Origin of the sequence: Sulfuricurvum sp., from assembly GCF_049277495.1 — a bacterium.
Taxonomy (GTDB): domain Bacteria; phylum Campylobacterota; class Campylobacteria; order Campylobacterales; family Sulfurimonadaceae; genus Sulfuricurvum.
Genome location: NZ_JBASYM010000013.1, coordinates 1 through 16,052, shown reverse-complemented (window position 1 = coordinate 16,052; position 16,052 = coordinate 1). Strand labels below are relative to the sequence as shown.

At 44.3% G+C, this 16,052-nt stretch carries 10 protein-coding genes; 2 read left to right on the top strand and 8 right to left on the bottom strand.

Annotation, left to right across the window (positions count from 1 at the left end; genetic code table 11):
* Nucleotides 1–2: 2 nt before the first annotated feature.
* The 5 genes from lptB to WAO38_RS03150 all read right to left on the bottom strand — a co-directional run bounded on the left by lptB (nt 3) and on the right by WAO38_RS03150 (nt 4,194).
* A complete protein-coding gene (gene lptB / locus WAO38_RS03170) occupies nt 3–725 on the bottom strand; it encodes an LPS export ABC transporter ATP-binding protein (protein WP_422234279.1) in 723 nt (240 codons plus the stop codon).
* Nucleotides 718–1,125, bottom strand: a complete 408-nt coding sequence (gene tsaE / locus WAO38_RS03165; protein WP_422234277.1) for a tRNA (adenosine(37)-N6)-threonylcarbamoyltransferase complex ATPase subunit type 1 TsaE — start codon at nt 1,123–1,125, stop codon at nt 718–720. Before tsaE ends, lptB begins: the two co-directional genes overlap by 8 nt.
* Nucleotides 1,125–2,105, bottom strand: a complete 981-nt coding sequence (gene trpD, locus WAO38_RS03160) for an anthranilate phosphoribosyltransferase (RefSeq protein ID WP_422234275.1) — start codon at nt 2,103–2,105, stop codon at nt 1,125–1,127. Before trpD ends, tsaE begins: the two co-directional genes overlap by 1 nt.
* A complete protein-coding gene (locus tag WAO38_RS03155) occupies nt 2,102–2,350 on the bottom strand; it encodes an RNA-binding S4 domain-containing protein (RefSeq protein WP_422234273.1) in 249 nt (82 codons plus the stop codon). Before WAO38_RS03155 ends, trpD begins: the two co-directional genes overlap by 4 nt.
* A gap of 104 nt (nt 2,351–2,454) precedes the next feature.
* Nucleotides 2,455–4,194 (bottom strand): YgiQ family radical SAM protein, encoded by a 1,740-nt coding sequence (locus WAO38_RS03150; protein WP_422234272.1) that lies wholly within the window; start codon nt 4,192–4,194, stop codon nt 2,455–2,457.
* Nucleotides 4,195–4,253: 59 nt separating this feature from the next.
* Between WAO38_RS03150 and WAO38_RS03145 the strand changes: the two genes are divergently transcribed.
* Both WAO38_RS03145 and WAO38_RS03140 read left to right on the top strand, forming a co-directional pair.
* The gene (locus tag WAO38_RS03145; RefSeq protein ID WP_422234270.1) at nt 4,254–4,685 is read left to right on the top strand and encodes an iron-sulfur cluster assembly scaffold protein; all 432 of its coding nucleotides are present in this window, start codon (nt 4,254–4,256) and stop codon (nt 4,683–4,685) included.
* The gene (locus WAO38_RS03140) at nt 4,682–5,515 is read left to right on the top strand and encodes an iron-binding protein (RefSeq protein WP_422234269.1); all 834 of its coding nucleotides are present in this window, start codon (nt 4,682–4,684) and stop codon (nt 5,513–5,515) included. The genes WAO38_RS03145 and WAO38_RS03140 overlap by 4 nt, the downstream gene beginning before the upstream one ends.
* A gap of 74 nt (nt 5,516–5,589) precedes the next feature.
* On the opposite strand, the gene WAO38_RS03135 is transcribed toward WAO38_RS03140, so the two are convergent.
* Genes WAO38_RS03135 through WAO38_RS03125 form a run of 3 tightly spaced genes read right to left on the bottom strand, consistent with a single transcriptional unit; the run spans nt 5,590 to nt 15,983 of the window.
* On the bottom strand, nt 5,590–7,551 hold the full coding sequence (locus tag WAO38_RS03135; RefSeq protein WP_422234267.1) for a bifunctional diguanylate cyclase/phosphodiesterase: 1,962 nt from the start codon (nt 7,549–7,551) through the stop codon (nt 5,590–5,592).
* A gap of 2 nt (nt 7,552–7,553) precedes the next feature.
* On the bottom strand, nt 7,554–8,198 hold the full coding sequence (locus WAO38_RS03130; protein WP_422234265.1) for a transglutaminase-like cysteine peptidase: 645 nt from the start codon (nt 8,196–8,198) through the stop codon (nt 7,554–7,556).
* An 18-nt stretch (nt 8,199–8,216) separates the two neighbouring features.
* On the bottom strand, nt 8,217–15,983 hold the full coding sequence (locus WAO38_RS03125; RefSeq protein ID WP_422234263.1) for a tandem-95 repeat protein: 7,767 nt from the start codon (nt 15,981–15,983) through the stop codon (nt 8,217–8,219).
* Nucleotides 15,984–16,052: the final 69 nt, after the last annotated feature.

Genomic DNA, 16,052 nt, shown 5'->3' with positions numbered 1-16,052 from the left:
CGTTAAAACTTGAACGATTCACCGAGATAGTGTTGACGCACGTCAGGGTTATGGGCAATTTCATCACTGCTTCCCGAAGCTAATAATGAACCGCTTTTGATAACATAGGCACGATCGCATACCGCCAACGTTTCACGGACATTATGATCGGTAATCAATACGCCGATACCATACTCTACCAGTTGAGAGATAACCCCCTGGATATCCATGACCGCGATCGGATCGACTCCGGCAAACGGTTCATCCAAGAGCAGGAAACGAGGTTTATTGACAAGAGCTCGGGCAATCTCGGCACGTCGGCGCTCGCCGCCGCTGAGATTGATCCCTCTGCGGTTGCGAATCGGTTCGATGTTAAACATCTCCAGTAATTCTTCAATCCGTTTTTCTGCCGTCTCTTTATCCAAATTTCCGGCTTGTGCCGCAATAATGAGATTCTCTTCGACCGTAAGGTCTTTAAAAATTGAGGCTTCCTGCGGCAAATAACCGATCCCCAGTCTGGATCGCTGATGCAGCGGCAGATTGGATACATCTACCCCATCAATAAAGACCTTTCCGCCTGTCGCTTCGATCAAACCGCACACCATATAAAACGTCGTCGTTTTCCCCGCACCGTTAGGCCCGAGCAGCCCTACTACTTCTCCGGTACGGAGCTCCATACTGATGCCACGGACAATTTCATGGTTTTTGATCGTTTTAACTAAGTTTTCAATTTTTAATTCATGCACGCTGCACCTCGTAATATCGCGACTCATCATCGCATTTGGTAATTTTCAAAATAAGACAATCGATTCCGCATCGTTTCAGTAAATCTATCAGAGAATCATCTCCCCATTCCACCAAATGATACCCTTCCCGCTCCAATTCTTCCATCATCCCCAGACTCAGAAATTTCTCAAAACCATAGTTATAAAGATCATAATGGTAAAGCTTGTCACCATAACGCTGCTGCAGCGAAAAAGTAGGTGAGGTCACCGCATCTTCCATACCAAGATAACGGGCAAAGCCTTGGGTCAACGTTGTTTTGCCGCTGGCTAGATCCCCTTGCAAAATAACCACGCCGCCATGTGGAAGCTCAGCGGTAATACGCGCACATACTTGCGGTAATTCATCAAGAGAAAGTTTCATCATAGCTTGGAAGATACCGATACGATTTGTTTTAATTTTTGCGCGGCCTTACCGCTTTTCAACGTATCTCTGGCGATCTCAAGCCCTTCTTGAACATCACGGGCCATTCCCTCAGCGATCAGTGCATACGCAGCATTGATAAGAACCATGTCCCGCTGCGCCTCCGAAGAGCGATTATTCAAAATATCGGTCAGAATCTGAGCATTTTGCTCCGCTTCTCCTCCGAGAATCGCTTCAAAAGGGGCTTTTTTGATCCCTACCATCTGCGGATCGATCTCAAAATAATCGATCACACCGTTTTGCAGGTGTCCCGCATAGGTAATGTCGCTGATACTGATCTCATCCATCTTTTCACGGGAGCTTACCACGATGGCTGATTGCATTCCCAACGTACGCGCCGCTTCCGCCATTTTCGGAACGAATACCTCGTCAAACACCCCTAGAAGTATTTTGGAAAGTCCTACGGGATTGGTCAGCGGGCCTAAAATATTAAAGATCGTTTTTTCAGGAATACTGCGACGGACCGGCATAATAAACTTCATCGCCGGATGATGGTACTGCGCGAACAAAAAGGTGAACCCGCACTCTTGGAGCAGTGTTGCACTTTGCTCCAACGTAAGATCGAGTTTCACCCCCAGATATTCGAGAACATCGGCACTTCCCGATTTGGAGGTTATCGAGCGATTTCCATGCTTGGCAACATACGCTCCCGAAGCAGCAAGAACCAGTGCAACAGTCGAACTCACATTGAAACTGCCGCTTTTATCTCCGCCTGTTCCGACCACATCGATTAGCTTGGGTCTGAGTTCCGGCGGGACTTCTAAAATGATTGAGTGGCGGCGCATCACCTCAGCGGCAGTTGCGATCATCTCCGGAGAAGTCTCTTCATTGAGGGTAAGAGAAAGCAAAAACTCGCGCATTTCCCCATCGCTCATCCGATGTTCAAACAATGCCTCGAAATCGGATTTTGTACCGTTCATGAGAGTTCCTTGACATAGAGATGTTGTTGCGATTTCGGAGTGGATTTCAGTGTAGGAATCGCTAATACCTCATAACGCATCTGTTTTTCCAGATAGACAAGGGTTATAATATCTCCTACGACAACATTTTTAGCAGGCTTAACCGCTTTATCATTGATGTAGACGACACCTTCGCCAATCATATCCTGAGCGACAGTACGGCGTTTGGTCAGATTGACCGCATTTAAAAATTTATCGATTCTCAAAAAAAAGTTCCATAATGTTGAAATTGAAGTGTTTATTGTAGAGAATTGAAGCTAAAAGAGAGGTAAGAGCGCAAAAATTGTTCCACAATTTTTCAGGTTATGCTTTAACTCGCAAAACCGCTTTTAAACGAGTCTTTGGCAACAACGATCTGTTTTTGCTTCTCTTTGCGGGCCGTATCTTTCTCGACAAAGATTTTCTTGCGGGTAGCAGGATCCATCTCCGTGTAGTACATCACGGCCGAATACGTCCCCGGTGTCGGGGTAAACACCTGTGCCTGTTCCGGATTCATCTTGAGTTCATCCGTCGTAAAACGCTTTAAATCGTGCATATCTTTCTCGGTGCACCCCGGATGGGCGGCAATCAGATAGTAGGTCAAAAACTGCTTTTTACCCTCTTCCCGATTTAATTGGTCATACAGCTTTTTAAAATCGACGAGTGTCTGTTTTCCCGGTTTATTCATCAGATGGAGAACATGATCCGAGGTGTGTTCCGGAGCGACTTTCATCTGTCCGGAAATGTGATGTTTCACCATCTCTTTGAGATACTCATATCCTTGGCGTTTGTCCTCATTGATCAGATCATAACGGACACCGGAAGCAACAAATGCTTTTTTAATCCCCCGTACTTCCCGAAGACGACGCAAAAGGTTAATAACGCGGGTGTGATCGACTTTCATCGATTTGCACAGATGGGTATCATCGACACAACGCTGATGATCGCAGGTTCCGTGTTTGAGCTTTTTATTGCACTCATATCCGTACATATTGGCCGTAGGACCCCCCACGTCACTGATGATCCCTTTGAAATCTTTGTACTCGGTAAACTGCGCCGCCTCTTTTAGGATCGATTCTTCGCTGCGGGTACGGATGGTACGCCCCTGATGAACGCCGATCGCACAAAAGTTACACTCTCCCCAACATCCCTGATGGGTCATGATCGAAAATTTGATCGTCTCCAGACACTTGACGGCACCTTTCGGACGATGATAGGGGTGAAGCTCGCGGGTAAAGGGAAGCGCGCTGACCGCATCCATCTCGTTTTCATCCAAATAATCTGCAGGAGGATTTTGAATACTGTAGCGTCCGTCCACTTCCTGACATAGCCCTTTTGCCGAAATGGGGTCGTTATGATTGTAAAACAGATCAAACAGATCGATATATTTCTCTTTATCCGCCAAACACTCCGCGTGAGAGGGCAATGTCAAATATTCCTCGCGCGGCTCTTTGGCGATATAACACACCCCGCGGATATCCTGCGGAGATTTTCCCTCTTCGAGCGCTTTCGGAAGAGCGATGATTGCCCCTTCCCCCATGCCGTAGATCAAATAATCGGCTTTGGAATCAAACAAAATCGGTTTGCGCAGTTTGTTAGTCCAATAATCATAATGACTCACCCGGCGCAAACTCGCTTCAATCCCGCCCAGAACAATGGGAACGGTGTTTTTAAAATATTTGCGAATAAGATTGGTATACACCAGTACCGCACGATCCGGGCGGGCATTATTGACACCGCCCGGGGTATAGTCGTCACTGTTGCGGAATTTTTTCGTAGCCGTATAATTCGAAACCATCGAATCGACACTTCCGCCGCTCACCCCCCAAAACAAACGGGGTTCGCCCAGACGCATCACATCATCCGTCGTAATATCGGGCTGTCCGATTATCCCGACACGGTATCCTTCTCGTTCCAATATACGTCCCACAACCGCTACACCGATAAACGGGGAGTCGATATAGGCATCTCCGGAGATGAGGATGATGTCGCACTGCTGCCATCCCAATGCATCCATTTCGTCACGGGTCGTAGGAAGGTATCGTAAAGTTTCTGGGTTAATTGTTTTCATTAACGGATTGTACGGTGAAATCTCTTACAAGGGGCTATGAGGTACGGTATAATTAAATTATGGAAAATAATCTAAATCAAGAGATCATCGAGCATCTTATGCATCCCAAAAATTATGGTCCCCTCGAAAATCCGACCGGAGTCGGTGTCGGGCATAGTGAAGCAAGCGGCGAATTCGTCATTTTTTACATTCAGAGTGAAAACGATATTCTCCATTCCGTCGGTTATGCGACGAACGGCTGTCACGATACTGTCGTATTGGGATCGATGTTCACCGAAATGATCAAAGGTGAAAGTCTCGAATATGCTCAAAAAGCGGCGATAAAACTTCAGGAAAAAGTTGCTCTCGGCCCGCTCAAACAGCAAGCATGCGCCCAAATGGTTCTGAGCGCTTTTAAAGCAGCCAAGATTCATGAACATCAACGAAAAGAAGGCTCAAACGAAGAGCTGCATACAATCGAAATCGGGTTGAAATGTGAGGTGGAAGAATGATAGATGCTGCCCTTTTTCGACAAAAACATCAGCTTTGGCTCCGATTAGCCTTTATATCGTTTTCCGTAAGCGATCCTTGGGTCAAAAGCCGTTTATATGAATTTTCCCAAATCGAATTTCGTCATCTTAAATGGCTCGCACAGACTCTTTATGAAAATGACTCATATTATGATTATGAACGAGACCATCATTTTACGATCGAAAGCGACTCCTTTTTTACATTACTCCAAACTGCAATCGATGAAATTCAATCGATCCGGCTTCTCTATCGTGATACCCCGCTCTGCCAACGGATGCATCATGATGAAAAATATATTCTTTCCACCCTCACCGCGTATCTGGATAAACTTACACTGGATGAACCGCTCAGTGCATTCAACCGCGCTCGGGAATGGCCCGATGCTCTTTTGAATGCATCCGAAACCGATGCGCTGACTCTGTTTTTATTTGAAGAGCTTTATAAAGAATATGAACTGATCATGGTCTATTTTTATCGGCAAATTCGTGCCGATACCCCGGCGCAGGTGACTCATTTTCAAGATCTGATCGATGAATCGCACTTTCATCTCCGCTCTTTTGGCGAGATGATGGCGAAAATGGGGATATTGGCCCTTCCAAGAACCCTCCATCCCCGAACCTATGAAATTACCGATATGGGGAAATTTCTCCATAATGGAATACTCGAAGAAGAAAATGCAAAAGAGGAGTGCCGTCGTCTCTCTTCCTCCATCACCGATGAAAAACTCTCGACGTTTTTTGAATTTATCAATTACCAAGAGAGCTATCACATTGAAATTATGAAAAAATTATTAGGAGAAATAAATGGTTGAACAAGGTAATATTTTTATACTGCTGGCCGTCGTGGCACTTTTTGCATTCGTACTTACCCGTAAAAAAGGGTAAGTTACTGGAGTAAGGCTACCGGGGCGATATGTGATCCCTGGAATCTTTCAATACCGAGGGCTTTGAGGCTCTCTACATCTTTGGCCTCTTCAATATTGATTGCGATCACCGAAATACCGAGACTTCGGATTACATTGTTAAAACTCTCCCGACTTTTCCCCGTCTCTTTATCAAAGAGCATATCTTGCAAGTATGCGCTGTTCGCTTTTATGTAATCAGGCCGAATGGCTTGGAGATAATAGGCTCCCGCTTCCGGGATAGCAAAATGATCGATACCAAAATGATATCCGAACATTTTGACCATCGAACTGATGGCCGATACCGCTTCCAATTCATGCAGAGCCGTCGTGTTACTCACCTCGAACCACAAGATCAAATCGCTTTGTCGCTGGAATGTCTCTAGTTGTACTCGAAGCCACTGGATATTGGCATATTTTTTGACAAAGTCACCGCTGAGATTCAACGCTAACGGCGTTATGGGGTTATGTTCTTTGATATGTTTAAAGACTTTTTCGATCATATAGCGATCAAGGGTATCGATTAGCCCCAAGCTTGTTGCAACAGGGATAAAATAGCCTGCCGAATGAATCGTCCCCTCACGATCCAATAATCGTAAAAATATCTCTTCATGAAGAACATTCATCTCTTCTCCACGCTGTTCTACAGCGCTTTGGAAAGCCAACATCATCCGTGATTCATCCAAACTTTTGAGCAATTCTTCCCGCCATTCTTCACGTCCCAAGACCAAGGTTTCATTTTCTTCTTGATTGATATCAATCGTAAAATTTCCCCGTAATTTTGCCTGAGTCACCGCATGATCGGCGCGTGAAAAGAGGGATTTCAGGCTATCGTTTTCACTGTAAGAACCTATTCCGCAACCGATAATCAAATAGTCCAAAACCTCTTTGTCTATTTCGGTGATCACACTTCGCATTTGGGCCATAAGGTTTTCAACCGGATGTGTGACCGCACTTATTTCACAGGCAGGAATAGCCACAAAGAAATCACTCTCATTCAGTCTTGCACTCAGTGCATGCCGAAAAGAGCCGACATAAGCATTGAGTGCTTCCGCCAGTGCCGTAATAACGATCGTATAGCGGTCATACCCTTTTTCTCGTTTCAATCGATCGATCTCATCAACGCTTATCATGACGTATACTCCCGATGAGAGCGAAGCATCCGATTGCAGATAATCCGGAAGTTTTGCCGTGAGATAGCGGCGGTTATGCAGTTTGGTTTCCGAATCTTTGTAGAGCAGTTCATGATAACGGCGAAGCGTTTCATTTTCCCGCTCAAAAATATCTTTGACTTTGGCGACCATAGCATTCATCGCAGTAGTAACGGAGCGGAATTCCGTCGTAAAAGGGATCTTGGTCTCGATGATAAATTCATTGTCAATAATTGCTTTGGCTTGATCGCGGATCCGTTGAAGCGATTTAAGGCTCCAGGAAAGCAAGAGATACAGCGCCATAAAGACGACAATGCCGATCAGCAAAAAGGTTTCCATCAAATCGATCAGTGTCGAATAGAGCTGGCGATAGGCATTTCCCGTATGCCCGCTTACTTCGAGGGTTCCGAATCGGCTCCATCCGATCATAATATCACTGGTCACACTGACATTATGAATCGGAACATTTTTAATAAACCATTCAGGGACATCGCTGACACGGACGTCGCTTTCACGGACATATATTTCTTTGCCTTCGATATCGACAAGACGGATACGCTGATAATATCCGCTGTCATAAATAGCATTGATCATCGTCTCCATCGTCGAGGTATCACTCGGATCAGCGACTTTGGAAAGCGAAAGCCCCAAAGAGTGTGCCGTATTCTTTGCATCCGTATAAAGCTGATTTTGGACAAACTCTGTTGCCGATCTAAAGTTCAGCATCATAACCGATACGAGAATCACTCCTAAAAAGAGGCTTAACATTATTACCAGTTGTTTAAATAGACTCATCACTAATCCTTTTGTCGTGTTATAACCAGCTCGTCCCACGGACGCTTCTGTCTCGTCGCCGCCGGAACCATTTTTCCGATTTGGGCTTGTTTGGCATTAAAGAGTTCATCCCCGCTGAAACTATAGATCGGAATCAAATCATCCCGTACCGTTGCAGGGAGAATTTTAAAATTGTAATTATCGAGTACCAGAGGCACCGATTTAGGAGTTTCATAGTAGGTCAGAACCAAATGGGCAGTTTTATATCGAATGGATTTCGCGTAGGTCATATAAAGCTTCGAGGTGGGAACTCCGAGCTCTTTGAGGGTGAAATATTTTGCTATGACATAATCTTCGCAGTCGGCTTTGTCTTTACCGATAACTTCCAGTCTGGTTGCCCAGTAATCGCTTATGCCCCATGTCGTTTTGTCCGAAGCATAGGGAGTTTGATTGAAAAAATCGTTAACCGCTTCCATCTTTCCCATTTCATCAAGGTCTCTCGCATCATTCATCATCTGGACCAAAGCAACCGCACGCCGCAAAGCAAACGGACCATACTCTTTTTCGATTTTATTCAGAAATTTTTTGGCAATGGAAAATTCGGGAGTGCTGAAGAGGATGGCGGCCAACGCCGCCAAAATGAAGAAAAGGGAGAACGTCTTTTTCATACCCTTATTTTATCGTAATTAAATCGTATCAGTGATAGCTTGTTCCACTTTCAACGTTACGGTAGGATCGATCGCATTATCTACGTATACATCAAATGTATGAGATTGACCGTTAATGATTTCCGTCGATGTCTCTGTTGTTTTAGACAACGTACTGTCAACAGTTACTTTATCCAATGAATCACCAATAATATAAAGTTCATTATGGCTATCTGTCATACTCACAACATCATTCAATGAAAGTGTAATATCGCCATTTACACCATTTTTCGTCATATCAATCGCTTCAATATTTGTGACAGGATTACTCAACAATGCCGTAAAGTCAATGGTTGCACTTGTTGCCAGCATCAAGGTATCAAAACCTGTACCGCCGTCAATTAAAGTATCTGTAGCATCGAATACAAGTGTATCATTACCGTTGCCTCCATTAATCATATGATAAGCATTACCGCCATCAATATAATCATTTCCATCGGTGCCGATTAATACTTCATTACCCTGATCAATTGTTCCACCCACAATAGTCTGAGCTGTATTAATACCATCTTGAGTCGTTACGACCACGGTTGGTTCAAAAATAACTCCATTACTATCTGTAGCTAATTGTCCGGTTGTTGTCATATATAGTGAAGATAGGTTAGCCGATGAGATAGTCCATGTTCCATCATTATTATCGATAACTCCAACACCAAATAAATCTGCATTTGTCGGTAAGTCTTTTATGAGTATAGAACTAATATTTTCACTTCCATCAGTATCAACTAAGCTCAAGCTAACCGCGATTGGATAAGTATATGTCGTTGCATTTGTAACATTAGTAGTTATAGAAAACAGTGAATACCCTGTAGCATCCCCCATTAATTCAAGTTTATTAAACGGTACAGTATTCATAACATCGACTTCTATAGCCCCATTATTTCCTGAGCTAGCGATTGTTTGAATGGTTGTATGCCCTTCAATATCAGTAACTTTTACTTGAATAGTATCTGCGGAAGTATTTTTCAAAATTAAAGCCAAACTTGTTACGTAAGTTGGCAGATTTAATAATAAACTTTCTCCAGTTTCAATACGATTCGTAGCATCATGACTAGCACTAACATTTGTTCTATCGACTCCTATCCCGTTACCTGCATTCCATGTCAAGTTTTGGGTACTACTAGCAGGAGAAATAATTATTCCACCTGCATTAATAGTACCATTTGAGATACTCCAATCACTACTAGATGTTGTAATCGTTGTAGGTGTTCCAACATCAACACTAAGATTCCCACTCGGCAATAATGCATCGGCGACAGGAGTTACTACGATTGAAAGAGTTGAAATGTCTGTGCTCTCGCCATTGCTTACGGTATAGGTTGCCGTTGGAACAGTACCACTATAGTTTGCTACTGGAGCAAATGTATAAGAACCATTTGAATTAATCGTTAATGAACCTACATTTGCAATGACTAAAGCTGAACCAACGGTTCCAATTTGACTGCCAACACTAAACGCCGTAACACTTAATGCTAAGCCGTTCGTATCAATCGTATTTTCAAGAACCGTTCCAGTTTGAATGGTGTCCTCAAGTAGGGAAACTGTCTCACTTGCATCGGTAAATTTATCAACTTGAGGAAGAACCGTCAAATAAACACGTGCAGTATCACTTCCTCCATTGTTATCACTAATAGTGTAGTCAAAAAATGCAGCACCGTTATAATTTGGCGTTGGAGTAAATACCACATTACCATTACTATCCAAAGTGACAGTTCCACCATTCGGATTTGAAACAGAAATAATGCTTAGAGCATCCCCCTCTGCATCTGTATCATTTGCAAGAATCGTTTGCGGATCAATCGTCAATGCTGTATCTTCAGGTGTTACAAAAGATTGTGTACCGCTCGCAACATTTAGAATATTGTAAGAGGCCCCTCCATCGTTGCTGATTTCTGCTTTAAATTGATACTGCCCACCTTGATCCCAGTAAATAATCTCGATTGAATGCTCACCACCTGTAAGAACCTCAAATGGAGCATGGATTGTTACTGTCGGACTTTGAATTTTATCTACGACTGTGACAGGAATACCGTCAATTAATATAGTATAGCCATCATCCGCAGTGACTTTAAAGTTATAAGTACCGGCATCAAGTGTTATAAATCCATTCATATGGATGATCGCATCGCTAGTAGAGACAGGATCAGCACTCAGAGATAATGCATCAGCCCCTAAGAAAGTTTGTAAATTCGTACCACTTCCTAAATTACCTGATCCAAGAGCATAATTTATTGATGTAGGTGTAAAAATAGCATCCGGTATATTCGCAGACATAAACGTACGAATTTGGAAAATACTGGTCAAGTTAGCACCATCAGGCCCTTCTTGATAACCATAATATTCTGCACGAACTCCACTCATTTTGTAATCATCTACAGCAACCGGTGCGTCATTGACGGCGGTAACCGACGGATCAACATTGGCAGGAGTTCCGTTGATCGTTCCGTCATTTGGAGTCAGGGTAAATGCAGGAAGATCCGCTCCGCTGTTTACCAGTGCAAGACCCGCTGCCGTGAGCGTCACGTTTCCAGCTCCGTCAAGTGCATAGTTGGTCGTATCGCTGAGAGTGACCGTGACCAGACTTCCTTCTTCGTCATACGTCGTATAACTCGCAACAACCGAACCTACTGCGTTTGCAGGAACATCTTCGGTGAAGTTGTTTTGTGCCGTGATCGTAATCGTCGGAGCATCGTTTTGAGTATTGTATGCAGGTGTAACGCTATCATCCGTCGCTGTCAAGCCGCCGCTATCTGTAGCAGTAAGGCTGATTGCCGGAAGCGTTGTGCCCGCATTGACCGCAGCCACACCCAATGAAGTCAAGACCACAGTGTTGCCGCTGATCGCGTAGTATCCTTCAGTGTTTGTACCGGCTGTAAAGTCAACGCCTGGTGTTCCGTCTTCCTCATCGCTCGCCGTGAAGTTCGCAACCACGGTAGAAGTAGTCGCACTGTTCTCATCAAACGCCGCCACTCCCGTCACATCGATCGTCGGAGCATCGTTAACCGGAATTACAGGTATTGTAACGGTAGCTGTACTTTCTCCGCCATGTCCATCACTGATCGTATAGGTAAATGTTGCATTTCCATTAAAATTTGCATCTGGTGTAAATTGTATTGTATCGCCAACAACCGTAGCACTGCCGTTGACTGCATTTTGAATACTCGAAATAAAGAGAGTATCGCCTTCGATATCAGTGTCATTACTTAACAGATAAGACATAGGAATAGAAATTGTCCCGTCTTCCAATGTTTGAATCGGAGTTGTAATGGTTGTCAATGCTGCATTGGATGCTCCATTGGTACTCAAACTCCACGTCCCGCCACTTTCAGATACGCTGCCTAAACTGCTTGTCGATACAACATAATCCGTTGAAAGATTACTTACAGTCAAATAAGAGTTGACTCCAGTATCGCCGGCATCTGAAACGCCAATAACAATTTGATGGGCACCTGCAGTTCCGAAGGTATAATTAAAAGATTGCAGACCTGAGTTACCTCCGTCTCCTACGGTAGCGACATTGCTCAACAGGGATACGGACTGTCCATCAATTTGGGCAAAAGCAAAGTCGTTAAATGGAAGATAATCTGTTGTACCAAACTCCCAATTAAACGATACGCTTTGATTCGGAGCAGTCGTCAAGAGTGTAATCACCATAGCCGAACCGTCTGTCGCCGAAGAAGCAACTACACCTGCTGATACAGAGTAATTATCATTAACCGCAACTGGAGCATCATTAACCGGTGTAATATCGAGTGTCGCACTGCCCTGAACCGATAATGGATCAGAAACTCCGTTCGTCGTACCATTATCAGTAATCGTATAGCTAAAGCTCACGGATGTATCATCATTCGCTGCTGGTGTATATGTCCATGTACCGTTATTATTGTTTACCAATGACCCATTTCCGCTGCTAATCACCACATCGCTGATCGAAAGGGCATCATTCTCGACATCTCCTGCATTCCCAAGCAATTCAGCTGTTGTAATGAGTCGTGTACCGTCTTCTACCATCGCATCAAGTGCCACCGGTGTTGTTGTCGGTGCATCATTGACCGGTCTAATATCGAGTGTCGCACTGCCTGCAGCGGTTTTGTCACCGTCGGTGACCGTGTAACTGAAGCTAACAGATGTATCATCATTCGCTGCTGGTGTATATGTCCATGTGCCGTTACCGTTGTCCAGCAATGATCCGTTTCCGCTGCTGATTGTGAGACCTGTTACCGTAAGATTCGTGCTGTCGATATCCCCTGCGTTCGCAAGAAGCTCTGCTTGGGTAATGAGGCGTACTCCGCTGTCTTCTGCAATCACGTCAAGTGTCACTGGTGTTGTTGTCGGTGCATCGTTGGTACCGGTCACGGTCAAGGTAACGGTTTTTGGTGCACTGACTGCATTTGCAGCCCCTGAATCATCGGTTGCCGTGTATTGGAAGGTGACTGTCGCTGTCTCTCCCGCTGCCAATGCGTCGAAATTTCCATTTACGGTATAAGTGCCGTCTGCGGCAACAACTACGCCCAAGTCCGTTATAACTGCTCCACCGCTTGTAAGTACCGATGGTGTTCCGCTAAGTTGGAAGCTATGGGTATCGGTCGTATCCAAATCGCTTGTAAGGGCCAATACTCCAGTGTAAACTGTTTCTATACCATTTGTCTCGTAGATTACTGCTACATTCGAATTATGAATAGTTATATCATGATTTGCACTGAATAATAAAGTTATCTCACCAACTTGATTTTCATTATTTATACCCGTGATAACTTCATCTAGACCTAAATAAAAATCACCGACTGCTGCAATATATTCTCCCGGTTCTAAGGTTATCGTAAGATATGAATTAAGCCCAGGCCCGCTATCATCATTTCTAGTTATATAATCATCCGTCGATAAAGTACCATCATTTCTTAATATATACAAATAGCTATCAATAAAGTTACTGCCTGTTGTATTTGCTGCAATTGACACGGTTGTTATTTCAGAAATGGTGAAATGTGTATATCCGACTGATCCCACACCGTTAGCTGCAATACTGTGAACATCAGAAAGCTGTGTAGCTGTACTTGACGTACTTCTATCATTTACATCTACATCTGAAACAATCGGCTGATCGTTGGTTCCGGTAATAGTAATGACCAAGTTTGCAGTATTCGAAGCCGCACTATTGATATCGGTTGCAGTATAAGGGATAGTGAGAACCAACGGCTCTCCTGCGGCAAGTGAATCGTAGCTGCTCGCATCAAAGCTATAGCTTCCGTCGGTATTAAATGTCAAACCAGTCGGTGCCGAATTCACAAGTGCATAGGTCAAGGTTGCCGTCTCGCCTGCATCTGCGTCTGTCGCAGTCACGTTGCCCGTAATCGTAGCATCTTCATTGACTCCGTTTACTGCCGCTTCCGCAACCGGAACATCATTGGTTCCGGTTACTGTCAATGTCACTGTCTTAGGCTCACTGACTGCATTTGCAGTACCTGAATCATCCGTCGCAGTGTATTGGAAGGTGACTGTTGCTGTCTCTCCGTCTGCTAATGCATCGAAGTTGCCATTAACACTGTATGAACCATTTGCATTTACAACTACTGCTAAATCAGTTATTACTGCTGCGCTGGCTGTTGTAACTTCTGCACTATTTGTAACTAATTGGAATGTATGTGTATCAGTTATGTCTAGGTCTGTTGTAAGAACCAATTGTCCTGCGAAGATCTCCTGAACGCCATTTGTTTCAGAAATAATATCATTAGTAACGATAGTCAGATTATCGATTCCCCATGACTCATCAGAGATGCCTTGGTCGAGTGTTGTGCCAAAGCCAAGTTTGACCTGGCCATTTGCATCTACTGTTGCAACTAATGAATAATGGTGAATATCTTCAGCACCCCACCCAGCAAATACGTTTGCAGATGTAGTAGTTCCACCATCATGCTCCCCATAGTAAGGATCAACCCACATTTGAGTACTTGACACTTCTGTGCCATTGACAAATACTTTAAATGCTTCTCCATCCCAGCTGTCTATCTCGTACATATCGAAATTTATAGTAACAGTTTTACCAGCGAACTCAGTTCCTATATCAAATGTTTTGGATATTCCTTCATTTCCGCCTGTACCAGCGAATCTACCCAAGAAGTTAGTCAATTCACCGCCATTGGTTGTTGTATTATTGCTCCATCCTTGCGCACCGTTTTCAAAGTTTTCTGAAATTGAAACACTCATGCCACGGTTAACATCTGAAACAATCGGCTGATCGTTGGTACCGGTTACTGTCAATGTCACTGTCTTAGGCGCACTGACTGCGTTTGAAGTACCTGAATCATCCGTTGCTGTATAAGTGAATGTTACTGTCGCTGTCTCTCCCGCCGCCAATGCATCGAAGTTTCCGTTTACGGTATAGGTACCGTCAGTCGCTACAGATACTGCCAAATCGGTTACAGCTGCACCGCTGCTTGTACTAACAGCTGCACTCCCTGTTTGTTGGAAGGTATGGGTATCGGTAGTGTCTAGGTCTGTTGTAAGTGCCAATTGTCCTGTATAGATTGTCTCTAGTCCATTTGTCTCTGTCGCTGCAACTGATACATCCGAAACAACCGGCTGATCGTTGGTACCGGTCACGGTCAAGGTAACGGTTTTTGGTGCACTGACTGCATTTGAAGTGCCTGAATCATCGGTTGCCGTGTATTGGAAGGTGACTGTCGCTGTCTCTCCCGCTGCCAATACGTCGAAATTTCCATTTACGGTATAAGTGCCGTCTGCTGCTACAGTTACTGCCAAATCAGTTACGACTGCTCCGCTGCTTGTCGTAACGGTTGCAGTCCCTGTTTGCTGGAAGGTATGGGTATCGGTAGTATCCAGATCGGTAGTAAGTGCCAATTGACCGCTATAAATTGTCTCTAGGCCGTTCGATTCGTAAACAGCAGTTCCGCTTGCAGTATCAAGGATCATTGACCATGAAAGAAGTGTGCCTGAATCAGCACCATATTGATCGTAGATTTTGAGTGTCCATGTCCCCTGCATATCGATACCATCTAGTATAGACAATGCGCCATCAGGTCTGAATGTCCCTGTAAAAGGAGCCGTAGCAGAAGCTATTGATGTCATAGCTTCATCATCAAAAACAGTATTACTATAGTTATTAGCACTACCACCATGACTTATACTTAATGGGATTTCCGTTCCATTCGGTCCAATAAGTGAAATCAATAGATCCGCATCATATGTATGGTTAAGATTGATCTGTACATTTAGGTCTTGAATAGTACCGCTGTCTGTAATTTCTATCGTCGAAAGCGTCGTGTTATAATCAGAAATACCGAAATCAGTCTCATTAGACAAGGTGGATATTCCTCCAGTAACTTCTCCAATTGATACATCTGATACAATCGGCTGATCATTAGTTCCGGTGACGGTCAAGATAACCGTTTTAGGCTCACTGACTGCGCTTGCCGTTCCTGAATCATCCGTAGCCGTATAGGTAAAGGTAACGGTTGCCGTCTCTCCCTCTGCCAATGCATCAAAATTTCCATCAACGGTATAGGTACCATCCGCTGCCACAGCTACGGCCAAATCGGTTACAGCGGCTCCGCTGTTTGTAGTAACGGCAGCAGTCCCTGTTTGCTGGAAGGTATGGGTATCGGTTGTATCCAGATCGGTTGTAAGGGCCAATTGACCTGTATAGATTGTTTCCAAACCGTTCGATTCTGCCGCTGCTACTGATACATCTGATACTATCGGCTGATCGTTGGTTCCGGTGACGGTCAATGTTACTATTTTTGGTGCACTGACGGCATTTGAAGCGCCTGAATCATCGGTTGCCGTATAGGTAAAGGT